The sequence below is a fragment of the Ruegeria sp. A4 genome, assembly GCF_056543025.1.
In genome coordinates, this window is the sequence record NZ_JBQGAW010000004.1 from 106,105 (window position 1) to 129,668 (window position 23,564).

Sequence of the window (23,564 nt, forward strand, 5' to 3'; positions counted from 1 at the left end):
CCGTCAGCACGCCTATTGCGGCATGAGCGCCCAATAGTCGAGGTCCAGAAGAACATCCGGCAAATACCGGCCCTCGTCATTCTTCAACACGAACGGATCACCACCCTTCGTCGCCACCAGACGCAGGCGGATCGCACCCACGCCGGGAACACCGGTTTCCGCCTTGTCCAGAACTTCGGACCAGGCCTTGATCGTATCGCCCGCGAAGCATGGGTTGGCATGCGCACCACCATTCAGGCCGACAATCATCTGCGCGTTCGCAAGCCCATTGAACGACAATGTCCGCGCCATCGAGATCACGTGCCCACCATAGATCAACCTGCCTTCCGGGCGGAACGTCAGGTCGAAATGAACCTTGGCGGTGTTCTGCCACAATCGCGTGGCCAGCATGTGTTCGGCCTCTTCCACGGTGACGCCATCCACGTGGTCGATTTTCTCACCGATTTCATAATCGCCCCAACGATGTGCTTCACCGGCCAAAGCGAAATCGTAATTCGAGAAATCCAGACCTTCGGGCACGATCAGATCCTGGGGCGTCAAGGCCTTCTTCAATTCTGGAACAACCGTTTCGGGCGCTGGCACATTCACGTCTGCCTTGCGCACCATCACCCAACGGACATATTCGATGACGACTTCGTCCAATTGGTTCATTCCACGGGTGCGGACCCAGACGACACCTGTTTTCCCGTTGGAATTCTGTTTGACGCCAATCACCTCGGACACAGATCGCAGGGTATCACCGGCATAGACGGGTTTCAGCCAGCGGCCTTCGCCATAGCCAAGATTGGCAACCGCGTTCAACGAGACATCCGGAACCGTTTTGCCGAACACCAGATGAAACGCCGCCAGATCATCAAGCGGACTTTCCGGCAAACCGCAATCCCGGGCAAATTCGTCCGAGGAATACAGCGCGTGACGCGCGGGATAAAGCGCGTGATACAAACCGCGTTCGCCCTCGGTCACTGTGCGCGGCACGGCGTGTTGCAACACCTGCCCTACGGAATAATCCTCGAAAAATCGGCCCGGATTTGTTTTTACCATTACTGCTGTCCCAGTTTCATGTCGGGGGAATAGTCGGCTTCGACCTCTTTGGTCACAGCCTGCGCACACCGCATTACATTGTTGGCTGAGTCAAAGGCATAGGACGGGTCGCCGTACAGCTCCCATCCCTTTGCCAGCGCATCTGACACCTTGTGGCAGAAGGCTGACGTGTCTTCTTCGGTCAACAAACGATAGAGTTTCGCCATGCTGTCAGGTCCTCATGAGCCAAACGGAAACGGACCGACCAGGCCGTGGATATATCCGATAATCCCCAGCAGAACGATCGACGCCACAAGAAACATCGCATCCTTGCCATAGGTACCCGGCTCACTGGGCGTCCAGTCGGGTTCGGCCTTGTTGATCACGACAACTTCGACCACGGCCCATGCCAGAAGACCGCCGAACAGGATGATCGAGGCCAGATCTCCGTTCACCAGCAAATGCGCAAAGGCCCACAGCTTGAAACCACCCAGCATCGGATGGCGAAGCTTGTTCAGCACCCGGCCTTTGGTGCCCGCGGGGCTCATCATGAAGATCGCGATCAGAACCAACAGATTATTTACGTGAATCAGAAAGGTCGGCGGTGCCCAGACATAAATGAAGTCGGTCATGCGATAGCCGAACACCATCAGCAGGATCGACGCGACCAGCGCCAGGGCTACTGCCCCCTTGCCCCCGTCGCCCATCGCGGCGCGGCGTTCAGGCGCCACGCGTTTGAACAGATGCGCGGCCCACCACAGCGCCACGCCCAAGATCAGAAGAACAAAGCCCATGCTGGCTTACCCCGCTTGCAAAGCTGAAATCGCCTCTGCTTTTGCCAGAATTTCACGGGCCGTTGCAACGTGCAGGTTTTCAACGATCTTGCCATCCACGACAGCAACACCCTGCCCTTGCGCTTCGGTCTCTTCGAATGCCGAAATTTGGCGGCGGGCCAGATCGATCTCGTCATCCGATGGTGCGAAGGCCGTGTTGGCCACATCGACCTGGGCCGGATGGATCAGTGTTTTGCCATCAAAGCCCATGTCGCGACCCTGCGCACACTCGGCGGCCAGACCCTCGGTATCCTTGAACGCGTTGTACACGCCATCGATGATGATCAGACCTTCGGCCTTGGCGGCCAACAGGCACAGACCCAGCGAAGCCATCATCGGCAGGCGATCGGGGCGAAAGCGGGTTTGCAGCTCTTTGGCCAGATCGTTTGTGCCCATCACGAACCCGGCCATCAGCGGATGCGCGGCGATCTCGGCAGCGTTCAGCATTCCGCGCGGCGTTTCCATCATGGCCCAGATCGGCAATTCTCCGGTGATCGCCGCCAGAGCATCCACGTCAGCCGCCGAATTCACCTTGGGCAACAGGACAACATCGGCATCCATGTCGCGCACCGCCTCGGCATCGGCACGCCCCCATTCGGTGTCCAGCCCATTGATCCGGACGATTTTGACCCGCGCACCATAGCCCCCAGCGGCCAAGGCCCCTTTCAGCGTTTCGCGAGCGTTTTCTTTTTCGTCCGCTGCAACTGCATCTTCCAGGTCGAAGATGATCGCATCCACAGGCAAAGAACGGGCCTTGTCCAGGGCCCGGTCCTTCGAGCCAGGAATGTAGAGAACCGAACGATAGGGGCGCAGACGAGGATCCATGGACCACTCCTATTGAAATAAAGTTGCGCGGAATGGGACATTTTTTGCAGGAAAGTTCAAGCACAAAATCGCCGCACCGCAGCAAACCCGACGCAACGTGCGTTCCCTTAACCGGATTTCGTCCCTTGCCACCCACCCTGATCGGCAGTTGGAATCAAAAAGGGGTACGGGATGCGAAAGACGGTGTTCAAGATGACGATGGGGCTTGGTATCATGGTCCTGGCCGCGCAACATGTGCATGCTCAGGGTCAAAACTGTGCGCCCAGAGAAGCTGTACTGGAACGGTTGCACGAGGCCTATGGCGAAACGCGCAGGGGTTTGGGACTGGCCCGGAAAGGCGCCGTCATGGAGCTTTTTGCCTCGAACGAAACCGGCAGCTGGACGATCACGGTGACGTTGCCCAACGGGATCACCTGCCTTGTGGCTTCTGGTCAGGCTTTTGAAGAGGTGGCCGAGGCGCTGCGACCCAATGCCTGATCAGGTAAGCGCGTCCCAGATCAGCTTGCTGCCGGTGAGCGTCAGCAGCACATAGGCAAGCCCGAAGAACAGGCGTTCGGACAACATGAAATGTGCCCGGACGCCCAGCCATGCCCCCAGGATCGCAAAGGGTGTCAGCAGCAAATCTGCCCATAACGTCTGCCATGTGAACATACCCAGATACGCATAAGGTATGAATTTCGCGATATTGATCACCCAGAAAACCAGTACCGTACTGGCTTGAAATTCCGTTTTCGTCAGGCGTTGCGACAATAGATAGACCGCTGCCGGGGGGCCACCGGCATGGCTGACGAAACTTGTGAAACCCGCGACCAGCCCGGCAAACAAACCGGAAGACGGCGGCAGTCGCCTGGCAAACCCGCGCACCCACCCTTTCGACTGCGCGATGTGCCAGATTACGAACCCGACCGAGATGCCACCAATCAGCAGACGCAACAGATCATCATCTGTTGCACGATAAAGCCACGCACCCATCGCCACACCGGGCACGGCGCCAAGGATCAGCAGACGGGAATCCGGCCAGCTCCACCGCCTCCAATAGGGATTCAAAGTGGCCACGTCGATCACCATCAAGATCGGCAGCATCAGGGCCAAAGCCTGCCCGGGCGTCAGGATCAAGGCCAGAATCGACGACGAGGCAAAGGCCACGCCGGAACCGAAACCGCCCTTTGAAATACCGGCAAAGATCACGGCAGGGATCGCCACGGCAAAAAACATCAAGTTCAATTCGAACATGTGACAGTCCCGGTTTTGGCTTGTCTCAAAGGCCGTTTAGCGCAATCAAAGCGGGGCCTGCAAACAGTATGCGGTTGTATGCCACGTCGCAGAACTCTTGCCTATTGACGTTTTAACGACTAGCACAACCGCGATTTCAATACCGACCGGATATGGAGAAATTCCAAATGGCCAGACCCAAGATTGCGCTGATCGGCGCGGGGAACATCGGCGGCACGCTCGCACATCTCGCAGCTGTCAAAGAACTGGGTGACGTTGTCCTGTTTGACATCGCAGACGGGCTGCCTCAGGGCAAGGCGCTCGACATCGCTGAATCCGGCCCTTCGGAAGGGTTCGACGCCTCGATGAAAGGCACCAGCGACTATGCCGATATCGCTGGCGCGGATGTTTGCATCGTGACCGCAGGCGTGGCCCGCAAACCGGGCATGAGCCGCGATGATCTGCTGGGCATCAACCTGAAAGTCATGAAGTCGGTTGGCGAAGGCATCGCAGCCCACGCACCCGAAGCGTTCGTTATCTGCATCACCAACCCGCTGGACGCGATGGTCTGGGCCTTGCGCGAATTCTCGGGCCTGCCGCACAACAAGGTCTGCGGCATGGCAGGGGTGCTTGACTCGGCGCGCTTTGCACACTTCCTGTCGGAAGAGTTCAACGTCTCGATGCGCGACGTCACCGCCTTCGTTCTGGGCGGCCACGGCGACACCATGGTGCCGTCGGTCCGTTACTCGACCGTTGCCGGTATTCCGCTGCCTGATCTGGTCGAGATGGGCTGGACCACGCAAGAGAAACTGGACGCGATCGTGCAGCGCACCCGTGACGGCGGCGCCGAAATCGTTGGCCTGCTGAAAACCGGTTCGGCCTATTACGCGCCTGCAACATCGGCGATCGAAATGGCCGAAGCCTATCTGAAAGACCAGAAACGCGTTCTGCCCTGCGCGGCATACTGCAACGGCGAACTGGGTGTAGACGGGCTCTATGTCGGTGTTCCGACCGTCATCGGCGCTGGCGGCGTCGAGCGTATCGTTGACATCAAGCTGAACGAAGACGAGCAGGCAGGGTTCGACAACTCGGTGAACGCCGTGAAGGGTCTGATCGACGCGTGCAAGGGCATCGACAGCTCGCTGGCGTAAAACAGCCCTGAAGTCCGAATAACAGACCGGCCCGTTTCAGGGCCGGTTTTCTTTTGGTCCGCGCATGTCCCGGTCGCAAATGTTGGCGCAAACGCCGCAAATCCCTTTTTTCGAATGTGATTTTCTGACGCTGCGCAGTTTTTTCGAATCGTTTTGCCACATCAGAAACTTTGTGATCACACCCTAAAATCCCGTGATCACAAATGTTGAAAATCTTCGCCAAAAACCCATCGAGCATCAAAAAACCCTTTAAACTTGCCCGCTAGACACCCCTATAACGATTAAACGCAGTCAGACGGGACAGTTTCGATGAACATTCACGAATATCAGGCCAAAGCCCTCCTTCGCAGCTATGGCGCACCGGTGTCCGATGGTCGCGCCGTGTTGCGCGCCGAAGAAGCCAAAACCGCGGCAGGTGAGCTGGACGGCCCGCTTTGGGTTGTCAAAGCACAAATCCACGCAGGTGGTCGCGGCAAGGGTTCGTTCAAAGAGGCCGACGCCGGTGAAAAAGGCGGTGTTCGTCTGACCAAATCGGTTGAAGAAGCCGCCGAAGAAGCCAAAAAGATGCTGGGCCGTACTCTGGTCACGCATCAGACCGGTCCGGCAGGCAAGCAGGTCAACCGCATCTATATCGAAGCAGGCTCGGGCATCGAGCGCGAACTGTACCTGGCCCTGCTGGTAGATCGTCAAACCAGCCGCATTTCTTTCGTCTGTTCGACCGAGGGCGGCATGGACATCGAAGAGGTGGCCGCCGCAACGCCCGAGAAAATCCTGTCCTTCTCGGTCGATCCGGCCACCGGTTACATGCCGTATCACGGTCGCCGCATCGCCTTCTCGCTGGGTCTGGAAGGCCCGCAAGTCAAGCAATGCGTCAAACTGATGGGTCAGCTCTATCAAGCCTTCGTCGAGAAGGACATGGAGATGCTGGAGATCAACCCGCTGATCGTTTCCGACAGCGGCGATCTCAAGGTGCTGGACGCCAAGGTCGGCTTTGACGGCAACGCGGTCTACCGCCACCCCGACATCGCCGAGCTGCGCGACACGACCGAGGAAGACCCCAAGGAACTGGAAGCGTCGAAATACGACCTGAACTACATCGCGCTGGATGGTGAGATCGGCTGTATGGTCAACGGTGCCGGTCTGGCCATGGCGACGATGGACATCATCAAGCTTTATGGTGCCGAGCCTGCCAACTTCCTCGACGTGGGTGGCGGCGCCACCAAAGAGAAAGTGACCGAAGCGTTTAAGATCATCACCTCGGACCCGCAGGTCAAAGGCATTCTGGTCAACATCTTCGGCGGCATCATGCGCTGTGACGTGATCGCCGAGGGTGTCGTGGCCGCGGTGAAAGAAGTTGGTCTGAAAGTACCGCTGGTCGTGCGTCTGGAAGGCACGAATGTCGAGAAAGGCAAAGAGATCATCAACACCTCTGGCCTGGACGTGATCGCGGCGGACAACCTGAAAGACGGTGCCGAAAAGATCGTGAAGGCGGTAAGGGGGTAAGCTTGTTCAAGTGGGGCTGGCCTCAGGCCCGCCCCATCGCGGCTAAAACCAAGCTGAAAAACACTGCCGCGCAAGGCCGAAAGAAGCAATCGATCTGATGACCATCCCAATCTTCCTCATAGGTCTTGAACGCGCCACAGGGCGGGCGCGTTTGATGGAGCAGGAGCTGCAAAAGGCAGGCCTGTCGGCGACGCGCGTTAATGCCGTTGATTGCGACGCCGCCACCCGTGAGGATTTCCTGCGCGACTGTCGGGCCGAGGGGCCGTGGGGCTATTTCCACACCAAGGACATGGCCTGCACCCTCAGCCATGCCAAAGCATGGGAGGTGCTGATCGCCTCGGGCGCGGAACAGGCGTTGATCCTTGAGGATGATGTGTTTCTGACACCGGAACTGGCAGACTGGCTGAATGATGCCTCATGGTGGCCCGCAGATGCCGATATCGTCCGGTTCGAACGCTGGCGCAGCACGAAGCTTTACGTGGCACTTGGACGCAAGCGGTTGTCCCATTTGGGGCGGGAACTGCGCCTGATGCGCTCGCGCCATCCCGGTGGTGCAGCTTATGCGCTGACACGCGAAGCGGCCCGGCACTTCCTGGCCCAGAAACCCTTTGACATTACGCTGGATGGTTTGTTGTTCAACCCTTCCGCCTCGCCGGCGGCGCGCCAGATCAACATCTATCAGGTGATCCCGGCCATGGTCGAACAGGGCAACGAAGCGCCCGGCGAATACAATATGGGTGCGCCGCGCGCGCGGCCAACAGGCTGGCCCCTGATCCGGCAAAAAGTAAGGCGTGGCATCGCTGAAATCAGCAGCGGCCTGCGCACGACGGCCAACCTGGCCCTGGGACGTGCCACGCTCGAGAAAATTACCTATGCGCCGCAGGTTCTGCCGGCGACTGAACCCAATCAATCCAACACCGCCTAGAGAAAGGGACAAAATGGCAGTCCTCATCGACGAAAACACCAAAGTGATCTGTCAGGGCTTTACCGGCTCGCAGGGTACATTCCACAGCGAACAGGCCATTGCCTATGGCACCAAGATGGTCGGCGGCGTCACCCCCGGCAAAGGCGGGATGGAGCATCTGGGCCTGCCCGTGTTCAACTCGGTCCACGAGGCCAAGCACGTGACCGAAGCCAATGCCAGCGTGATCTATGTGCCGCCGCCGTTTGCTGCGGATTCGATCCTCGAAGCGATTGATGCCGAGATGGAAGTGATCGTCTGCATCACCGAAGGCATCCCGGTGCTGGACATGATGAAGGTGAAGCGCGCGCTGGAAGGCAGCAAATCCCGCCTGATCGGCCCGAACTGCCCCGGTGTGATTACACCCGACGCCTGCAAGATCGGCATCATGCCCGGCCATATCCACAAGCGCGGCTCGGTCGGCGTTGTGTCCCGCTCGGGCACCCTGACCTATGAGGCCGTCAAGCAGACCACCGATGTGGGTCTGGGCCAGTCCACCTGCGTGGGTATCGGCGGCGACCCGATCAAAGGCACCGAGCATATCGATGTGCTGGAATGGTTCCTGGCCGATGACGAGACCGAGTCGATCATCATGATCGGTGAGATCGGTGGCTCGGCCGAGGAAGAAGCTGCGCAGTTCCTGGCGGATGAGGCCAAGAAGGGCCGCAAGAAGCCGACCGCCGGTTTCATCGCAGGCCGCACAGCCCCTCCAGGCCGCCGTATGGGCCACGCAGGCGCGATTGTCGCCGGTGGCAAAGGCGGCGCCGAAGACAAGATCGAAGCCATGCGCTCGGCCGGTATCGTCGTGGCCGAAAGCCCGGCGCAGCTGGGCGAAGCCGTGCTGGAAGCGATTGGGTAAGTGACCAAGAACCGGGCATATGCTTTTGGGGCAACGCCCGGCTCGGGGGTGGGCGAGACGCGCCCGCCCATCAATCCTGAAGTTTGCCTTTGGCAATTCCGGGCGGAACAGTAACGATGGGACCAAAGCAAGCCATATCGACCGGCATCCGAAAGACATTTGTCTTTTCGGGCAGAGCGTCGCGTTCTGAGTTTTGGTGGTTTGCCCCTATTGCAATTGTTTTGCCGATCTCCGCCGCATTACTGTTTGACTGGAGCGTTCTCGTAAACTGGGGCACCTCGAGGCTTTTGGTGATCACCGCCGCGTCTTTGCCCCTGCTTTCGGCAATGTGCAGACGGCTGCAGGATACTGGCGAAGATGGGCATCAAGCGCTCTATCCGTTCGCAACAGTATTTATCCTTTGGCTGGGGTATCATGTCTTTCTTGGCTTCGGGTTGCTGATCGGCGGACCGATTCTCCTGTTTCTTCTGGTCATCTTTCTTTTTGTTCCAGTGTTCCTAAACGCGATAGTGACAAGCGCGCTGGTTGCGTCCAATGTTATCGGGTTGATGCTGGTTGCTTCCGACCCAGACAAAAATCGATTTGGGGTGCCGCGTGAAGAGGGCTTCGCATGACCTTCTCCGACGCCATACGCACCTGTTTCTCCAAGTTTTTCACCTTGTCAGGTCGTGCCTCGCGGCCCGAATACTGGTTCTTTTTCCTGTTCATCGTGATTTGGAACATCATCGCCGGCATCATCGACTGGCAGTTCTTCACTCAGGTCGCGATCACCGAAAGCGATGAGGTGAAATCTGTCACCGCAACGTCCTCGGCTCCGGTGCAGAGCATCGTCGGCCTGATCGTCTTCTTCCCGCATCTGGCCGTTGCGTGGCGGCGGATGCACGATACCGGGCGCAGTGGGCTGTACGCTCTGCTGCCGATCCTGCTGGTGCTTGGGGCCTTTGCCGTCCTGATCTTTGGTATCGGGATCGCCTCGAGTTTCCAGCATGGCGGAACGCTCGACATTTTGTTTACCCGCGCAACATTGCTGATCGTCATCCCGACACTTATCGTTCTGGTGGTGTCGCCCCTCCTGGTGCTGTGGTGGCTGACCCGCCCCAGTCAACCAGGCACCAATCAATACGGTCCCAACCCACATGAGGTAGCCCAATGACCGAACACTCGCCCAATACTGCCTTTCATGCCTCGAGCTTCATGCAGGGGCATAACGCCGAATACCTGGAACAGCTTTATGCGCAGTACACCAAGAACCCCGGTGCGGTAGACGCTGCCTGGGTCGAGTTCTTCAAGGCCATGGGTGACGCCGCGCCTGATGTGCAGCGCGAGGCCGAAGGGCCTTCGTGGGCGCGCACGGACTGGCCGCCCATGCCAGCGGATGATCTGACCGGTGCGTTGACCGGCGAGTGGGCCGAGATTGACGCCAAGGCCGCAGGCAAGAAGATCAAGGAAAAGGCCGCCGACAAAGGTGTCGAAGTCAGCGATGACCAGATCAAACGCGCGGTGCTGGACAGTCTGCGGGCGCTTATGCTGATCCGGGCCTATCGGATCCGGGGCCATCTGGCCGCCAACCTTGACCCCCTTGGCATGCGCGCGGCCAGCAATCATCCGGAACTGGACCCCAAAACCTACGGCTTCACCGATGCCGATATGGATAGACCGATCTTTATCGACAACGTTCTGGGACTTCAGGTCGCCTCGATGCGGCAGATCGTCGAGATCGTGAAGCGAACCTATTGCGGTACTTTTGCGCTGCAATACATGCATATCTCGAACCCGGAAGAGGCTGCATGGTTGAAAGAGCGGATTGAGGGCTATGGCAAGGAAATCCAGTTCACCAAGGAAGGCCGCAAAGCCATCCTGAACAAGATGGTCGAGGCCGAAGGTTTTGAGAAATTCCTGCACGTCAAGTACATGGGCACCAAGCGCTTTGGTCTCGATGGCGGTGAGGCGCTCATTCCGGCGATGGAGCAGATCATCAAACGTGGTGGCGCGCTCGGGCTCAGCGATATCGTGATCGGGATGCCGCACCGGGGCCGTTTGAACATTCTGGCCAATGTGATGGGCAAACCGTACCGCGCCATTTTCAACGAATTTCAGGGCGGCAGTTTCAAACCCGAAGACGTGGATGGCTCGGGCGACGTGAAATACCATCTGGGTGCTTCCAGCGACCGCGAGTTTGATGGCAACAGCGTGCACCTGTCGCTGACTGCGAACCCGTCGCATCTTGAGGCGGTGAACCCTGTGGTTCTGGGCAAGGTCCGCGCCAAGCAGGATCAGTTGGGCGACACGGACCGCACCAAGGTCATGGCCATTCTGCTGCACGGCGATGCAGCCTTTGCCGGTCAGGGCGTCGTGGCCGAAGGCTTTGGCCTGAGCGGTTTGCGCGGGCATCGCACCGGCGGGACAATGCATATCGTGGTGAACAACCAGATTGGCTTTACCACCGCGCCGCATTTTTCACGCTCCAGCCCATATCCGACGGATATCGCGCTGATGGTCGAGGCACCGATCTTCCACGTGAACGGGGATGACCCCGAGGCCGTTGTTCATGCAGCCAAGGTAGCGACCGAGTTCCGCCAGAAGTTCCACAAGGACGTTGTTCTGGATATCTTCTGCTACCGCCGGTTTGGTCACAACGAGGGCGACGAGCCCATGTTCACCAACCCGATCATGTACAAGAAGATCAAGACGCATAAGACTACGCTGTCTTTGTACACTGAGCGCCTGGTCAAGGATGGCCTGATCCCCGAGGGTGAGATCGAGGATATGAAAGCGGCCTTCCAGGCTCATCTGAACGACGAATTCGAGGCCGGTAAGGACTATAAACCCAACAAGGCCGATTGGCTGGATGGGCGCTGGTCGCATCTTGACAAGAACAAAGACGAATACATGCGCGGCGAGACGGCGATTACGCCGGAAACCATGGCTGAAATCGGCGATGCCCTTACCCGCGCACCAAGCGGATTTGCCATGCACAAGACGGTTGGTCGTCTGCTTGAGCACAAGAAACAGATGTTTGAAACCGGTAAAGGCTTTGACTGGGCCACTGGTGAGGCGCTGGCCTTCGGATCCCTGCTGACCGAGGGCTACCCGGTACGCCTTGCAGGTCAGGACGCCACGCGCGGCACCTTCAGCCAACGCCATTCCGGATTCGTTCATCAGGAAACCGAAGAACGGTATTACCCGCTGAACAACATTCGCGCCGGTCAGTCGCATTACGAAGTGATCGACTCGATGCTGTCCGAATATGCAGTGCTCGGGTTCGAATACGGATACTCGCTGGCCGAACCAAATGCGCTGGTCCTGTGGGAAGCCCAGTTCGGGGACTTCGCCAACGGCGCGCAGATCATGTTCGACCAATTCATCAGTTCGGGTGAATCGAAATGGCTGCGGATGTCCGGCCTGGTCTGTCTGCTGCCGCACGGGTTCGAGGGGCAAGGCCCCGAGCATTCGTCGGCAAGGCTGGAGCGGTTCCTGCAAATGTGCGGTCAGGACAACTGGATCGTGGCGAACTGCACGACGCCTGCGAACTATTTCCACATCCTGCGCCGCCAACTGCACCGGACATTCCGCAAGCCGCTGATCCTGGTGACACCGAAATCACTGCTGCGCCACAAGCTGGCAGTCAGCACCGCCGAGGATTTCACCACCGGATCCAGCTTCCACAGGGTACTGTGGGATGATGCCCAGAAGGGCAATTCCGACACCAAGCTGGTCGCGGATGACAAGATCAAACGCGTGGTGATGTGTTCCGGTAAAGTCTATTTCGACCTGCTGGAGGAACGCGATGCTCGCGGCATCGACGACATTTATCTGATGCGGATCGAACAGTTCTATCCCTTCCCGGCGCATTCTCTGATCAACGAGCTTGAACGGTTCAAGAATGCCGAAATGGTCTGGTGTCAGGAAGAGCCGAAGAACCAAGGTGCGTGGACCTTTATCGAACCTAATATCGAATGGGTTCTTTCCCGGATCGGCGCGAAACATACCCGTCCGGCTTATGTCGGTCGCGCAACCTCGGCCTCGCCCGCGACGGGCCTGGCCAGCCAACACAAAGCCCAACAAGAAGCGCTGGTTAACGAAGCGCTGAGCCTCGAAGGAAAATAAGCGATGACGATTGAAGTTCGTGTTCCCACGCTTGGCGAGTCGGTCACCGAAGCCACTGTTGCAACATGGTTCAAAAAGCCCGGTGATGCGGTCGCCGTGGATGAGATGCTGTGTGAGCTGGAGACTGACAAGGTGACGGTCGAAGTGCCCTCTCCCTCAGCTGGCGTGATGGGTGAGATTGTGGCCGCCGAAGGCGACACGGTTGGTGTCGATGCTCTGCTGGCGACGATTGCTGCCGGTGAAGGTGCGGCCGCGCCTGCCCCGGCGACAGCCGCAGCAACCCCCGAGGCCGCACCCTCTGCATCGGGCGGGTCGGTTGACGTGATGGTGCCCACGCTTGGCGAATCCGTGACAGAGGCGACTGTTTCAACCTGGTTCAAGCAAGTTGGCGACAGCGTCGCGCAGGACGAGATGCTGTGTGAGTTGGAAACCGACAAAGTCTCGGTCGAGGTACCCGCGCCGGCTGCGGGTGTTCTGGCGGAAATCGTCGCGCCGGAAGGTGCAACCGTTGATGCAACCGCAAAGCTGGCCGTCATCTCGGGCGCGGCCGCAGGCGCAGCCCCTGCACCGGCTGCTGCTGCGGCGGCTCCTGCTGCGGCAAGCACCGGCAAGGATGTTGCAAATGCGCCGTCTGCCGAAAAGGCGATGGCCGAAGCCGGGTTGTCAGCCGATCAGGTTACCGGCACCGGTCGCGATGGTCGCATCATGAAGGAAGATGTAGCCAAGGCGGTTGCGGCTGCTTCGGCCCCCGCACCTGCGGCGGCTGCGCCGGCGCCCGTTGCTCAGGTTCCGCGCGCACCGGTTGCTGCCGAAGATGAAGCCCGCGAAGAGCGTGTACGGATGACCCGTCTGCGTCAGACCATCGCCAAGCGCCTGAAGGATGCGCAGAACACCGCCGCGATCCTGACCACCTATAACGAGGTGGACATGACCGAGGTCATGGCCCTGCGCAATCAGTACAAGGACCAGTTCGAAAAGAAGCACGGTGTGCGCCTGGGCTTCATGTCCTTCTTCACCAAGGCCTGCTGCCATGCCCTGAAAGAAGTGCCCGAGGTCAATGCCGAAATCGATGGCACCGACATCGTCTACAAGAACTTCGTTCACATGGGCGTTGCGGCCGGCACGCCGCAGGGTCTGGTGGTTCCGGTCATTCGCGACGCGGACAGCATGTCCTTTGCAGCCATCGAAAAAGCCATCGCCGAAAAGGGCAAGCGCGCCCGCGATGGCAAGCTTTCGATGGCCGAGATGCAGGGCGGCACCTTCACAATCTCGAACGGTGGCGTCTACGGCTCGCTGATGTCCTCGCCGATCCTGAACCCCCCGCAGTCGGGCATTCTGGGCATGCACAAGATCCAGGAACGGCCGATGGTCATCAATGGCGAGATCAAGATCCGCCCGATGATGTATCTGGCCCTGTCCTATGACCACCGCATTGTTGACGGCAAGGGCGCGGTAACCTTCCTGGTTCGCGTGAAAGAGGCGCTTGAAGATCCGCGCCGCCTGCTGATGGATCTGTAACCATGGCGACACATGTACTCTGGCAGGCTGATGTGGCCGATTTCGACGCCTGGCTGAAAGTGTTCCGCGAGGACAAGCCGATGCGCAAGGCCGCGGGTATCCGCGACCTGCATGTCTGGCGCGATCCCGATCAGAAGGACCATGCAATCGCGATGTTCGAGGTGATCAACCTGGACAAGGCCAAGGCGTTTTTCGGATCCGAGGAATTGGCAATGCACCATGAACGAGGCGGCATTGCGCATATCTCGATCAAGCTGCTGGAACCCGTTTGACAATAGATATTCCCGACCCGCCAGATCGGGTCGGGAAAGCGCCGGATCGTCCGGTCGGTTTAGGAGAATGTAATGGCAAACTATGACGTCATCGTAATCGGCGCCGGACCCGGCGGCTATGTCTGCGCGATCCGCTGCGCTCAACTGGGCTTGAAAACCGCTGTGGTTGAGGGGCGCGAAACGCTGGGTGGCACTTGCCTGAACGTGGGCTGCATCCCGTCAAAAGCTTTGCTTCATGCCTCACACCAGCTTCATGAAGCCGAACACAACTTTGCCAAGATGGGCCTGAAGGGTAAATCGCCTTCGGTCGATTGGAAACAGATGCAGGCCTATAAAGATGAGGTGATCGAGGGCAACACCAAGGGCATCGAGTTTCTGTTCAAGAAGAACAAGATCGACTGGCTGAAAGGTTGGGGCTCGATCCCTGCGGCCGGCAAGGTTCAGGTTGGCGATGAAATCCATGAAACCAAGAACATCATCATTGCGTCAGGCTCCGAACCGTCCTCGCTGCCCGGTGTCGAAGTGGATGAGAAAGTCGTTGTGACCTCAACCGGTGCGCTGTCACTGGGCAAGATCCCGAAGAAAATGGTGGTGATCGGCGCGGGTGTGATCGGGCTGGAACTGGGTTCGGTGTACAGCCGCCTGGGCGCCGAGGTGACGGTGATCGAATTCCTCAAGGAAATCACGCCGGGCATGGATCCCGAAGTACAGAAGACATTCCAGCGTATCCTCAAGAAACAAGGGCTGAATTTCATCATGGGTGCAGCGGTGCAGAAAACCGAAGCAACCAAGACCAAGGCCAAGGTGACCTACAAGCTGCTCAAGGACGACAGCGAGCATGTGATCGACGCCGATACCGTGCTGGTGGCAACTGGGCGCAAACCATATTCCGATGGTCTGGGGCTGGACGCTCTGGGCGTCGAGATAACCCCGCGCGGCCAGATCAAGGTGGGCAAGGACTGGCAAACCAACGTACCGGGCATCTACGCCATCGGCGACGTGATCGAAGGCCCGATGCTGGCGCACAAGGCCGAAGATGAAGGCATGGCCGCCGCGGAACAGGTTGCGGGCAAGCATGGCCATGTGAACTATGGTGTCATTCCGGGTGTGATCTATACGTGGCCCGAGGTCGCCAATGTCGGTGAAACCGAGGCGACGCTCAAAGAACAAGGCCGTGCCTACAAGGTCGGCAAGTTCATGTTCATGGGCAACGGCCGCGCCAAAGCCAACTTTGCCTCTGACGGGTTCGTCAAGATCCTGGCCGACAAGGAAACCGACCGTATCCTGGGCTGCCACATCATCGGCCCCGCAGCAGGCGATCTGATCCATGAGGTCTGCGTGGCGATGGAATTCGGCGCATCCGCCGAAGATCTGGCGCTGACCTGCCACGCGCACCCGACCTATTCCGAGGCCGTGCGTGAGGCCGCACTGGCTTGCGGCGACGGCCCGATCCACAGCTAGGCAGGTCGGGCTCCGCCCGTTTGACGCGTGAAAGGTCCACCGGACCTTTCATCGGCTGCGCCGAACCACGTCAAACCCTGCCACGCGCACCCGACCTTCCGCGAGGCCGCACTGGCCTGCGGCGACGGCCCGATCCACAGCTGACAACCTTGACCCCGGCAGCGATCAGCCTGTCGGGGTCACCCAGGCATCCAGATAGGTCTCCAACCTGTCGGTGAAAGTCGTCGCGGAATGCAACGCGCAGAATCTTAGTGACATGGCCTGAATGGCAAAGGCCTGCACACCTTCGGCCAATAACTCGGGTGGCACGTCCTTGCGCACCTCTGCATGTTCGAGCCACAGCATCACGACGCGGAAATATCGCTCAAAACAATAGGCCACCGGTCCTATTTCGGCGACAGCCGTCGCACCGGAATACCTGATCAACAGATCGAATACATATCGCTCGGACGTCATGAAACTGTGAACCGGTTCCAGCGCAGTGATGATTTCTGCGACAGTTTTGGGTGGCGTTCTGGCCTCGGCCAGATCCAGACAGGCGTTCAGCTTGTCTGCGATCAAAATTTCCATCAGCGCATCCTTGTCGTGAAAATGCGCGAAAAAGGTGCCCTTCGCGACCCCAGCGGCCTTCACGACCTCTTCCACCCGTAACGCTTCATATCCGCCTTTGCGGATGACCTCTTCAGCGGCCGCGAGAAGCTTGGCGCGGGTCTTGATCGTACGTTTCTGAATTGTCTTTTGCATATGGCTCAATCGCATAATTTCTGACCGTGGTCAAATTTTTTATTGACCACGGTCATTTTTTGATTCTATAAATTGACCACGGTCACTATTTAGGAGATACCCGATGCAACCGAAAAAGATTCTCATCCTTGACGGACACCCCGCAGAAAGCAGCCTGTCACGCACATTTGCCGAAACGTACAGAGACGCGGCCCGCGAAAACGGGCACGATGTACGGTTGGTTCATCTGAGCGATCTGCAATTCGATTTTGATTTCGGTCAGGGCAATTATCACGACTTCAAACCACTTGAGCCGGTTCTGGAACAAGTGCTGCAAGACTTTGAGTGGAGCGACCATCTGGTCCTGACCACCCCCATGTGGTGGGGCGGCCTTCCAGCCAAACTCAAAGGACTGATCGACCGAATGTTCATTCCGGGGCGAACCTTTGACACACGGAACACCACCAAGATCGGGTTTCCGGCCCCGATGCTGACGGGGCGCACCGCGCGTGTCATCCTGACGTCAGACACGCCGGGATGGTTCATGCGCCTGATATACCGGCAGGCGCTTATCCGTCAGGTACGGGACCAGATTCTTGGGTTCGTCGGCTTCAAACCAACGCGTTTCACCTATTTTTCCGGTGCAAGCTATCCCAAGCCCGGCAGCGTAGATCGCTGGGTGGAAAAAGTATCAAGGATCGGGGCCGCTGCGGTTTGAACCACAGCCGACCCCCACATCTACCACATCGTTTTTGCGGCGCGTGCAAGCCATTCCTCGTCATATTGCGCGCCGTCTTCCACGCCGTCTGATGCCTCGGACAGAAGCTGGCCTATCGTGGGAAGATCGCCGCTTTCATCACCGCTGGACCAGATACGCGCCCGGATCAGAGCACGGGCACATTGGCTGTATATCTCGGCGATTTCAACGACGATAACGGTCGCTGGGCGTTTGCCGGCCTTCTCGAATTGATGCCGCAGGGTCTCATCCGCCGTTACCCGCGCCAACCCGTTCACCCGAACGACGTTGTTGGACCCCGGAACAAGAAACATCAGCGAAACACGCGGATCGCGCACGATATTGCGCAAACTGTCCAGACGGTTGTTGCCGCGCCAGTCCGGCAGAGCCAGCGTATTCGCATCCAGGTCTTTAACCACCGGGCCATCATCGCCCCGAGGGCTGCCATCCACACCTTCAGGGCCAACCGTGCTGAGCACACAGAGGCGCGATGCAAGGATCCACTTGCGATAGAGAGGCGTCAGTTGATGAACGACCTTTCGCAAGGACGGAGCACCGGGCCGACCATACAAAGATTCAAGCGTTTCAATGTCACGAATGTGCTCCATCCGGATCAAACCCCACTTCCAGCATCAACTCGTTGGAACGTGTTTCTATCACGTCTTCCAGCCGGGCAAGGAAGTCGTCCCGGCCAACACCCGGCTCGATTGGGTCGAGGAAATCGACGATCGCAAGGCCCGGTTTGCGCATGACACCCGTTCGGGGCCAGAAGACGCCGGCATTCGTCGCGACCGGAACGCAGGGAAAGCCGAGCCCTTCGTATAGAACGGCTGTTCCAACCTTGTAAGGTTTCTTCGCACCGGGCGCCACACGTGTCCCTTGCGGGTAGATCACAAGCTGTCCGGGTTCCGAAAACTCTTTCGACACATCCTTGACCATCTTGGTCACGGCGGCACCGCGCTTGCCGCGATTGACCGGAATACAGCCAAGTCGCCGCGCATACATTCCAATGACGGGCGTAAACAAAAGCTCGCGCTTCATGATGAACTTGCCGTGTGGAATGGCATCAAAAATTATGATGATATCAAGAAAAGACTGGTGTTTTGCGGCTATGACCACTTCGTTCGTTGGGACCGTACCCCGCACTTCACACCGAATGCCAACCATCCAACGAGCCAGCCACATCGTGCTGCGCGCGTAGGTCTTGCACGCCTTCAGGGCGCCAGCCTTGGAAAACAGTGCATAGGGCAGAAAGACGATGCCAAGGATCAGCATCCAGGCGTAGATCACGATCATGAAGATCAATGACCGAACCCATTGAACAGCCATCAACATCAGGAAAGCTCCTTCAATTTGCGTCGGGCCGCGGCCCAGGTGGCAAAAAACGCGACCATGGCACCAAGGATCGGGATAAGAACCGGCAACGCCCAGTCTTTGCCCTGAAAGCCGACGCCAGCCAGAAAACCACCCGATTCCGATGCTTCGGGCAGCATCAGAACACCGGTCATGCCCAGCAATGTACCGACCGATGCCCCAAAGAATGCGCGATATGTAAACCGCCTTACGAATGCGCCCGCTATGAACCCATCGCGTGCACCGACCAGGCGCAGCACTTCGATGATCTGGGCATTTGCAGCAAGCGACGCGTTGGCGGCAAGAGTAATCATGGCCGCGGTCGCACCGCCGATCAGCAGGATCGAAATCCACCCCAGACGACGCAGGGACATCGCCGCATCAACCAAAGGCTCCCGCCACCGCGTGTGATCATCCAGTACGGCGCCCGGCACCTCGGCCCCCAGTCGCAATCGCAACCCAGCCACGTCGATGCCCGGTTCGGTTTCAATGATCTCGATAAGCTGCGGCACGGGCAACGTATCCAGCGGCAGATCCGGCCCGAACCAAGGGGCAAGCAACGCCGCCTGCTCTTCCTGCGTCAAAGCACGGGCCGAGGCCACGCCAGGCGTCTGGCCCAGAACGGTAAGCGCCGCCTCGGTCTGGGCTGCACGCTGTTCCGCTGGCGCGTTGATGCGCAGGGTTGCAGCTCCGGCCAGTTCCGAGGCCCAGCGATCCGCAATGCGCCCCGACGCCAGAGACAGGGCCAGGGCGAATACCGCAAGAAACGCCATCGCACCCGCGACGAACAGAGTCAGGTGTGCCGTGTATCCCGTTGGGGGAACAACCCGGTCTGCCCGTTTGTCACCGCGCAACAGATTTCTGAGGTCAGGACTGATCATAGATCCACCCCCGCCAGTTGCAGCTTGCGCTGCGAAATACGCAAGACACGGGCCTGTACCTGGCTTTTGGCCGCGCGGATCAGGCTCAGATCATGGGTGGCGATCAGGACGGTTTTGCCCATCCTGTTCAGTTCGATCAGAAGACGCAGCAGCCGTTGCGACATTTCCCAGTCAACATTGCCCGTCGGCTCATCCGCCAAAACCACGTCAGGCGACAATATGACGGCACGCGCCAGAGCGGCCCTTTGCCGCTCGCCGCCGGACAGTTCAGGCGGGAGCGCTTCGAGCCTGGCGCCAAGACCCACCCAGCTGAGCAGCTCGGTCAGGTTTTCCTGCTCGGATGTTTCCGAACGCCCGGACACCATCAGCGGCAACGCGACGTTTTCGGCAAGGGTCATGTGGTCAAGGAACTGACAATCCTGATGCACGACACCAACGCGGCGACGCAATACGGCCAGCTGGTCGCGATCAAGCGTTGAAATATCCTGATCAAACACGCTCAACCGCCCCGAGCTCGGCAGCAGGGCACCATAGCACAGCTTGAGCAACGTGGTCTTGCCCGCCCCGGAAGGCCCGGTCAGAAAGTGAAACGAACCCGGCTGCAATTGTACCGAGACATCACTCAGCAATTCGCCGCCACCATAGGTGTAGCTGACATTTTCCAGCTCGATCACACGTGCCCCCGTTATTTTGCCGCTCTTCTTGCCCGAGCATGGTGATGGTTTCAATGGCTCTACCGAGTCCAATTGGTGACACTTGACCCGCGAAACCGAAAACGCTCTTTGCTGTTGGGTCTTAACCGAATATCATTCCTGAAAAAACTATTATCGGCCCTTCGCCCGGCCGAGGAGGCAGCATGCGTCTTACATGTCCGAATTGCAGCGCGCAGTACGAGGTTCCTGACGAGGTCATCCCCGAGGAAGGCCGCGACGTACAGTGTTCCAATTGCGATCAGACCTGGTTCCAAGCGAAGCACCCTGCCGAAGCCGCAGAGGCACCGGACGAAAAAGCGGAAACCCCTGAACAGGATGACGCATCGCCCGACGTGGTCGACGCTCAGCAGGACGTTGAACCGGAACCTGTTGAAGAAGCGGTATCCGAAGACAAGCCAGAAGTTGATGAACCCGCCGCGCCCACCGGGAATGTCGATCCGTCCGTCGCCAGCATTCTGAGAGAGGAAGCTGCCCGCGAAGCGGAATTGCGGGCGCAGGAAGGCAGCAGCCTCGAAAGTCAACCCGATCTGGGGCTGGATACGCCGCCAGAACCCAAGGTGCGCCCCAAGCGGCCTTCGGCTTCGGAAACCGCTGTCGATGCCGGGCAGAAAGACGCGCTGCCGGATGTCGAAGCCATCAATTCGACCCTGCGATCAGATGAGCCGGAAGAGGTCCCGCAGCCACCCCGCAAATCGGGCGGATTCCTACGCGGTTTCGCGTTGATGCTGATCATCGGCGTGGTTCTGTATCTGATCTATGGAAATGCCCAACAGATCAGCGAAGCAGTCCCTCAGGCCGACCCGTTGCTCAGCTCATACGTGTCGCTTGTAGATCAGGCGCGCATCTGGCTTGAAGCACAGGCTGGATCCGGTGCCCAGAACTGAGGTCTAGAACCGCTCCAACAAACGTTTCAGGTATTCCAGCTCGATCTGGGGGCGGTCCGATTCCCCGGTTCTGCGTCGGATTTCATCCAGCAGTTCCCGCGCCCGGCGATACACGTCTTCGCCTTGCAGCAAATTCTCATCTGTTGAAATCGAACCGGCGGCACCCGGGTTTCGGCCCAGCGGATCGCGGTTGTTGGCTTGCATGTCGCCATCCTGCGTTCCCTGACCCGGCTGATTCTGCTGGTTCTGCGCCATCGCCTCACCCAGCGAACGCATCCCTTCGCGCAGGGCTTCCATGGCCTCGGATTGCCGGTCGATGGCTTCGGCCAGATCATCCCCACGCAGGGCCTGTTCCGCCTCGTCCATGGCGCGCCCGGCCCGATCCAGCGCCTCGCGCGCGGCGTCGCCTTCGGGCGTACCGGCACCGGGCAACCCCTGCTGCTGGCGGCTCAGCTCATCTCTCAGCGCTTGCTGCCGATCCGCAAGTGAGCCTTGACCCTGCTGGCCTTCGCCGGCCTGATCCGAGCCTTCCCCCTGACCGCCCTGACCTTCGTGGCTTTGCCCCCGGCCTTGCCCGCCATTGCGCCCCTCATTGCCCTGGCTTTCACCGGATTGAGCGCCCGGATTGAACTGTTCCTGCAAATCACGGAAAGCCTGATCGCTCAGCCCTTGTTGTTCACGCAGGGTTTCCGCAAGACCTTCCATGGCCTGCTGACCTTCGGACTGCTGCCCTCCGCCCTGGCCCTGAGTCACACGCATGTTTTCCATCATCTGCTGGAACTCTTCCAGCGCCTGCTGGGCTTCGGCCATCCGGCCCTGTTCCATGAGTTCCTGAATGCGGTCCATCATGCGTTGCAGATCATCCTGCGTCATTTGCAGGGACTCGCCGTTCTGGCCCTGCTGACGCTCGCCATCTTCGCCGTTTGGCTGAGCCAACCGTTGCAGCTGTTGGAGGTAATCCTGCGTCGCTTCGCGCAATTCCTGCATCAGTTCCGCGATTTCCTCGTCGCTGGCGCCGTTCTTCATTGCTTCGGTCAAGCGTTCCTGCGCACGCCGCATCCGTTCCAGCGCATCCGCAAGCGTGCCGTCCTCGATCAACACGGCAAGATCCCAGAGGGCCTGGGCGATCTCTGCCTGCTGTTCGGGTTTCAGCCCGTATTGATCAAAGGTCTCAAGCCGCCGCAGCACGACCCTCAGACGCAAATAGGCAGTTTCCGAACGAAACAGGTCCTCTGGCAGATGCGATACAGCCCGCAGCAGTTGCGCGATCCGAGACGCATTGGACCGCGACCACAGCAGATCGCGCCGTTGTTCAATCACCGCAGCGGCCAGCGGATCAAAGAACCGACGGGCCGGAAGGTCGGTCACATAAGGTTCGGAAGACGATTGCTGATCCGCCGCGTCCGTGGCCATCAAGGTGATCCGGACCGGCAAATGCGCCCATGGGTGTTGCGAGAAATCCTCGATCAGATCTTCTGCAAAATCCGCCCGATCGCCGGTGATCGGCATAGGCAGTTCAACCGCGATCGCTTCGCGTGGCTCGGGCTCTGCCGCCAGACCATAGCGGCGGTCAACGGCAGCCAGATCCAGTTCGATCAGGGCAGAGCCTGAAACCACACCATAGTCATCTCCTGCGACGAATGGCAGCTTCATCTGCCCGCCCGCTTCGGCCTCAGCCGATCCGGCCACGGCGATCTGCGGTGCCGTGTCGTCAATGATCTCAAGGGCCCATTCCCGCCCCGCTGGCCCGTCGATGCGCAACTGGCCAGAGCGTTCTGCCACGAACTCCTGCTCGGGGTCGGTCGCCGCCTCGGCCCCCAGGGCCGAGCTGTTTTCCGTCAGGCTATGTGCGCCAACCTCACCATAAAGCCGCAAGGTAACGCGACTGCCTTTGGGAACGGCAAGCTCTGCATCCGTTTGGTCCGCAAGATACAGCGTTGGAAGGCCCGTATAGCGCGGGGGTTCGACCCATCCTTCCCAAGTCGGCCCCTGCCCGGCGGCGGCAGTGCCCGGGGCCATGTCCGCCACCGACCCCACGCGCCACAACGAGCCGAAAACCAGCGCCACGACAAAAGCCAGCAACGCCGCGTAGCGCAGTGCATAAGGATCTCGCGAGGCCAGCCGAAGATCTGGCTTCACGGCCCCGGCCGTCGCGACCCGTTGCGCCATCCGGGCTTTGTGGGCTTGCCACAGCGCCACGGAATCCCGATCGGCCGCACCGATGGCCTGATCATCCATCAAGGCCTGAATTGGGCGTCCCGGCAAGGTCTCATCCAGCCGCACCAAAACGTCGGCGCGCGAGGGCAACTTGAGCCCCCTCAGGCCCAGCACCGCGGCCGTCAAAAACAATCCCAGGGACAGCGCGCCAACTGCCCAGACGATTTCCACGGAAACAACGTCTTGAAGCCCCAGCATCAAAGCCGCAAGCAGAACAAGTACGATCGAGAAAGCCGGCCAGAACGCGCGCAACACCTGTTCTGCCACCATGCCGACATGAGTCAGCCACACGGACAGGCGCGGAATGGGCAGGTTTGAACGGTCGGACAAGACGG

At 59.2% G+C, this 23,564-nt stretch carries 24 protein-coding genes; 13 read left to right on the forward strand and 11 right to left on the reverse strand.

Features of this window, described 5'->3' with window-relative positions; all coding sequences use genetic code 11:
- Window positions 1–12: 12 nt before the first annotated feature.
- Genes ACR0E2_RS13760 through ACR0E2_RS13775 form a run of 4 tightly spaced genes read right to left on the reverse strand, consistent with a single transcriptional unit; the run spans window position 13 to window position 2,678 of the window.
- The gene (locus ACR0E2_RS13760) at window positions 13–1,041 is read right to left on the reverse strand and encodes a MaoC family dehydratase (RefSeq protein WP_480446779.1); all 1,029 of its coding nucleotides are present in this window, start codon (window positions 1,039–1,041) and stop codon (window positions 13–15) included.
- Window positions 1,041–1,247: a DUF1737 domain-containing protein gene (locus tag ACR0E2_RS13765; RefSeq protein ID WP_152456835.1), complete on the reverse strand. Its 207-nt coding sequence runs from the start codon at window positions 1,245–1,247 to the stop codon at window positions 1,041–1,043. The genes ACR0E2_RS13760 and ACR0E2_RS13765 overlap by 1 nt, the downstream gene beginning before the upstream one ends.
- A 12-nt stretch (window positions 1,248–1,259) precedes the next feature.
- Window positions 1,260–1,814 carry an NnrU family protein gene (locus tag ACR0E2_RS13770; RefSeq protein WP_480446780.1) on the reverse strand — a complete coding sequence of 185 codons (555 nt, stop codon included), beginning with the start codon at window positions 1,812–1,814 and terminating at the stop codon, window positions 1,260–1,262.
- 6 nt (window positions 1,815–1,820) lie between these two features.
- On the reverse strand, window positions 1,821–2,678 hold the full coding sequence (locus ACR0E2_RS13775) for an HpcH/HpaI aldolase/citrate lyase family protein (protein ID WP_480446781.1): 858 nt from the start codon (window positions 2,676–2,678) through the stop codon (window positions 1,821–1,823).
- A gap of 171 nt (window positions 2,679–2,849) precedes the next feature.
- Here ACR0E2_RS13775 and ACR0E2_RS13780 point away from each other — a divergent pair, with 171 nt between their 5' ends.
- Window positions 2,850–3,155: a hypothetical protein gene (locus ACR0E2_RS13780; protein ID WP_171363566.1), complete on the forward strand. Its 306-nt coding sequence runs from the start codon at window positions 2,850–2,852 to the stop codon at window positions 3,153–3,155.
- Here the strand turns inward: ACR0E2_RS13780 and ACR0E2_RS13785 are convergent, their stop codons facing one another.
- Window positions 3,156–3,911 carry a sulfite exporter TauE/SafE family protein gene (locus ACR0E2_RS13785; protein ID WP_480446782.1) on the reverse strand — a complete coding sequence of 252 codons (756 nt, stop codon included), beginning with the start codon at window positions 3,909–3,911 and terminating at the stop codon, window positions 3,156–3,158. It lies immediately after the preceding gene.
- 167 nt (window positions 3,912–4,078) lie between these two features.
- Here ACR0E2_RS13785 and mdh point away from each other — a divergent pair, with 167 nt between their 5' ends.
- From mdh to lpdA, 10 genes are all read left to right on the forward strand, one after another.
- Complete coding sequence (gene mdh / locus ACR0E2_RS13790) at window positions 4,079–5,041, forward strand: malate dehydrogenase (protein WP_171233113.1); 963 nt, start codon at window positions 4,079–4,081, stop codon at window positions 5,039–5,041.
- Window positions 5,042–5,350: 309 nt separating this feature from the next.
- Window positions 5,351–6,544, forward strand: coding sequence for an ADP-forming succinate--CoA ligase subunit beta (sucC, locus tag ACR0E2_RS13795; protein WP_480446783.1), 1,194 nt, complete (start codon window positions 5,351–5,353; stop codon window positions 6,542–6,544).
- 97 nt (window positions 6,545–6,641) lie between these two features.
- Window positions 6,642–7,469 carry a glycosyltransferase family 25 protein gene (locus ACR0E2_RS13800; RefSeq protein WP_171229785.1) on the forward strand — a complete coding sequence of 276 codons (828 nt, stop codon included), beginning with the start codon at window positions 6,642–6,644 and terminating at the stop codon, window positions 7,467–7,469.
- A 13-nt stretch (window positions 7,470–7,482) separates the two neighbouring features.
- Window positions 7,483–8,364: a succinate--CoA ligase subunit alpha gene (gene sucD, locus ACR0E2_RS13805; protein WP_152456828.1), complete on the forward strand. Its 882-nt coding sequence runs from the start codon at window positions 7,483–7,485 to the stop codon at window positions 8,362–8,364.
- A gap of 116 nt (window positions 8,365–8,480) precedes the next feature.
- Complete coding sequence (locus ACR0E2_RS13810) at window positions 8,481–8,978, forward strand: DUF805 domain-containing protein (protein WP_480446784.1); 498 nt, start codon at window positions 8,481–8,483, stop codon at window positions 8,976–8,978.
- A complete protein-coding gene (locus tag ACR0E2_RS13815) occupies window positions 8,975–9,517 on the forward strand; it encodes a DUF805 domain-containing protein (protein ID WP_480446785.1) in 543 nt (180 codons plus the stop codon). Before ACR0E2_RS13810 ends, ACR0E2_RS13815 begins: the two co-directional genes overlap by 4 nt.
- Complete coding sequence (locus tag ACR0E2_RS13820) at window positions 9,514–12,471, forward strand: 2-oxoglutarate dehydrogenase E1 component (protein WP_152456825.1); 2,958 nt, start codon at window positions 9,514–9,516, stop codon at window positions 12,469–12,471. Before ACR0E2_RS13815 ends, ACR0E2_RS13820 begins: the two co-directional genes overlap by 4 nt.
- A gap of 3 nt (window positions 12,472–12,474) precedes the next feature.
- Window positions 12,475–13,989 (forward strand): 2-oxoglutarate dehydrogenase complex dihydrolipoyllysine-residue succinyltransferase, encoded by a 1,515-nt coding sequence (odhB, locus tag ACR0E2_RS13825; protein ID WP_171726809.1) that lies wholly within the window; start codon window positions 12,475–12,477, stop codon window positions 13,987–13,989.
- A 2-nt stretch (window positions 13,990–13,991) separates the two neighbouring features.
- Window positions 13,992–14,261, forward strand: a complete 270-nt coding sequence (locus ACR0E2_RS13830; RefSeq protein ID WP_152456823.1) for a hypothetical protein — start codon at window positions 13,992–13,994, stop codon at window positions 14,259–14,261.
- 72 nt (window positions 14,262–14,333) lie between these two features.
- Window positions 14,334–15,722 carry a dihydrolipoyl dehydrogenase gene (gene lpdA / locus ACR0E2_RS13835; RefSeq protein ID WP_480446786.1) on the forward strand — a complete coding sequence of 463 codons (1,389 nt, stop codon included), beginning with the start codon at window positions 14,334–14,336 and terminating at the stop codon, window positions 15,720–15,722.
- Between the two features lie 165 nt (window positions 15,723–15,887).
- On the opposite strand, the gene ACR0E2_RS13840 is transcribed toward lpdA, so the two are convergent.
- A complete protein-coding gene (locus tag ACR0E2_RS13840) occupies window positions 15,888–16,466 on the reverse strand; it encodes a TetR/AcrR family transcriptional regulator (RefSeq protein WP_480446787.1) in 579 nt (192 codons plus the stop codon).
- A gap of 103 nt (window positions 16,467–16,569) precedes the next feature.
- On the opposite strand from ACR0E2_RS13840, the gene ACR0E2_RS13845 reads away from it, so the two are divergent.
- A complete protein-coding gene (locus ACR0E2_RS13845; protein ID WP_480446788.1) occupies window positions 16,570–17,163 on the forward strand; it encodes an NAD(P)H-dependent oxidoreductase in 594 nt (197 codons plus the stop codon).
- A gap of 20 nt (window positions 17,164–17,183) precedes the next feature.
- Here the strand turns inward: ACR0E2_RS13845 and ACR0E2_RS13850 are convergent, their stop codons facing one another.
- The 4 genes from ACR0E2_RS13850 to ACR0E2_RS13865 are packed head-to-tail and all read right to left on the reverse strand — an operon-like array spanning window position 17,184 to window position 20,089.
- Complete coding sequence (locus tag ACR0E2_RS13850) at window positions 17,184–17,789, reverse strand: pyridoxamine 5'-phosphate oxidase family protein (protein ID WP_480446789.1); 606 nt, start codon at window positions 17,787–17,789, stop codon at window positions 17,184–17,186.
- Window positions 17,773–18,516, reverse strand: coding sequence for a lysophospholipid acyltransferase family protein (locus ACR0E2_RS13855; RefSeq protein ID WP_171229793.1), 744 nt, complete (start codon window positions 18,514–18,516; stop codon window positions 17,773–17,775). Before ACR0E2_RS13855 ends, ACR0E2_RS13850 begins: the two co-directional genes overlap by 17 nt.
- Window positions 18,516–19,415 carry a cell division protein FtsX gene (locus ACR0E2_RS13860; protein WP_152456817.1) on the reverse strand — a complete coding sequence of 300 codons (900 nt, stop codon included), beginning with the start codon at window positions 19,413–19,415 and terminating at the stop codon, window positions 18,516–18,518. The genes ACR0E2_RS13855 and ACR0E2_RS13860 overlap by 1 nt, the downstream gene beginning before the upstream one ends.
- Complete coding sequence (locus ACR0E2_RS13865) at window positions 19,412–20,089, reverse strand: cell division ATP-binding protein FtsE (RefSeq protein ID WP_480446790.1); 678 nt, start codon at window positions 20,087–20,089, stop codon at window positions 19,412–19,414. Before ACR0E2_RS13865 ends, ACR0E2_RS13860 begins: the two co-directional genes overlap by 4 nt.
- A gap of 182 nt (window positions 20,090–20,271) precedes the next feature.
- Here ACR0E2_RS13865 and ACR0E2_RS13870 point away from each other — a divergent pair, with 182 nt between their 5' ends.
- Window positions 20,272–21,012, forward strand: coding sequence for a zinc-ribbon domain-containing protein (locus tag ACR0E2_RS13870; RefSeq protein WP_171229795.1), 741 nt, complete (start codon window positions 20,272–20,274; stop codon window positions 21,010–21,012).
- Window positions 21,013–21,015: 3 nt separating this feature from the next.
- Here the strand turns inward: ACR0E2_RS13870 and ACR0E2_RS13875 are convergent, their stop codons facing one another.
- Window positions 21,016–23,559, reverse strand: coding sequence for a TIGR02302 family protein (locus tag ACR0E2_RS13875; RefSeq protein ID WP_371813365.1), 2,544 nt, complete (start codon window positions 23,557–23,559; stop codon window positions 21,016–21,018).
- Window positions 23,560–23,564 lie beyond the last annotated feature (5 nt).

What these genes read in the sequence shown, in the direction of transcription:
- ACR0E2_RS13760 (WP_480446779.1), bottom strand. Translation starts at nt 1,041, where the DNA reads ATGGTAAAAACAAATCCGGGCCGATTTTTCGAGGATTATTCCGTAGGG.
- ACR0E2_RS13765 (WP_152456835.1), bottom strand. Translation starts at nt 1,247, where the DNA reads ATGGCGAAACTCTATCGTTTGTTGACCGAAGAAGACACGTCAGCCTTC.
- ACR0E2_RS13770 (WP_480446780.1), bottom strand. Translation starts at nt 1,814, where the DNA reads ATGGGCTTTGTTCTTCTGATCTTGGGCGTGGCGCTGTGGTGGGCCGCG.
- ACR0E2_RS13775 (WP_480446781.1), bottom strand. Translation starts at nt 2,678, where the DNA reads ATGGATCCTCGTCTGCGCCCCTATCGTTCGGTTCTCTACATTCCTGGC.
- ACR0E2_RS13780 (WP_171363566.1), top strand. Translation starts at nt 2,850, where the DNA reads ATGCGAAAGACGGTGTTCAAGATGACGATGGGGCTTGGTATCATGGTC.
- ACR0E2_RS13785 (WP_480446782.1), bottom strand. Translation starts at nt 3,911, where the DNA reads ATGTTCGAATTGAACTTGATGTTTTTTGCCGTGGCGATCCCTGCCGTG.
- mdh (WP_171233113.1), top strand. Translation starts at nt 4,079, where the DNA reads ATGGCCAGACCCAAGATTGCGCTGATCGGCGCGGGGAACATCGGCGGC.
- sucC (WP_480446783.1), top strand. Translation starts at nt 5,351, where the DNA reads ATGAACATTCACGAATATCAGGCCAAAGCCCTCCTTCGCAGCTATGGC.
- ACR0E2_RS13800 (WP_171229785.1), top strand. Translation starts at nt 6,642, where the DNA reads ATGACCATCCCAATCTTCCTCATAGGTCTTGAACGCGCCACAGGGCGG.
- sucD (WP_152456828.1), top strand. Translation starts at nt 7,483, where the DNA reads ATGGCAGTCCTCATCGACGAAAACACCAAAGTGATCTGTCAGGGCTTT.
- ACR0E2_RS13810 (WP_480446784.1), top strand. Translation starts at nt 8,481, where the DNA reads ATGGGACCAAAGCAAGCCATATCGACCGGCATCCGAAAGACATTTGTC.
- ACR0E2_RS13815 (WP_480446785.1), top strand. Translation starts at nt 8,975, where the DNA reads ATGACCTTCTCCGACGCCATACGCACCTGTTTCTCCAAGTTTTTCACC.
- ACR0E2_RS13820 (WP_152456825.1), top strand. Translation starts at nt 9,514, where the DNA reads ATGACCGAACACTCGCCCAATACTGCCTTTCATGCCTCGAGCTTCATG.
- odhB (WP_171726809.1), top strand. Translation starts at nt 12,475, where the DNA reads ATGACGATTGAAGTTCGTGTTCCCACGCTTGGCGAGTCGGTCACCGAA.
- ACR0E2_RS13830 (WP_152456823.1), top strand. Translation starts at nt 13,992, where the DNA reads ATGGCGACACATGTACTCTGGCAGGCTGATGTGGCCGATTTCGACGCC.
- lpdA (WP_480446786.1), top strand. Translation starts at nt 14,334, where the DNA reads ATGGCAAACTATGACGTCATCGTAATCGGCGCCGGACCCGGCGGCTAT.
- ACR0E2_RS13840 (WP_480446787.1), bottom strand. Translation starts at nt 16,466, where the DNA reads ATGCAAAAGACAATTCAGAAACGTACGATCAAGACCCGCGCCAAGCTT.
- ACR0E2_RS13845 (WP_480446788.1), top strand. Translation starts at nt 16,570, where the DNA reads ATGCAACCGAAAAAGATTCTCATCCTTGACGGACACCCCGCAGAAAGC.
- ACR0E2_RS13850 (WP_480446789.1), bottom strand. Translation starts at nt 17,789, where the DNA reads ATGGAGCACATTCGTGACATTGAAACGCTTGAATCTTTGTATGGTCGG.
- ACR0E2_RS13855 (WP_171229793.1), bottom strand. Translation starts at nt 18,516, where the DNA reads ATGTTGATGGCTGTTCAATGGGTTCGGTCATTGATCTTCATGATCGTG.
- ACR0E2_RS13860 (WP_152456817.1), bottom strand. Translation starts at nt 19,415, where the DNA reads ATGATCAGTCCTGACCTCAGAAATCTGTTGCGCGGTGACAAACGGGCA.
- ACR0E2_RS13870 (WP_171229795.1), top strand. Translation starts at nt 20,272, where the DNA reads ATGCGTCTTACATGTCCGAATTGCAGCGCGCAGTACGAGGTTCCTGAC.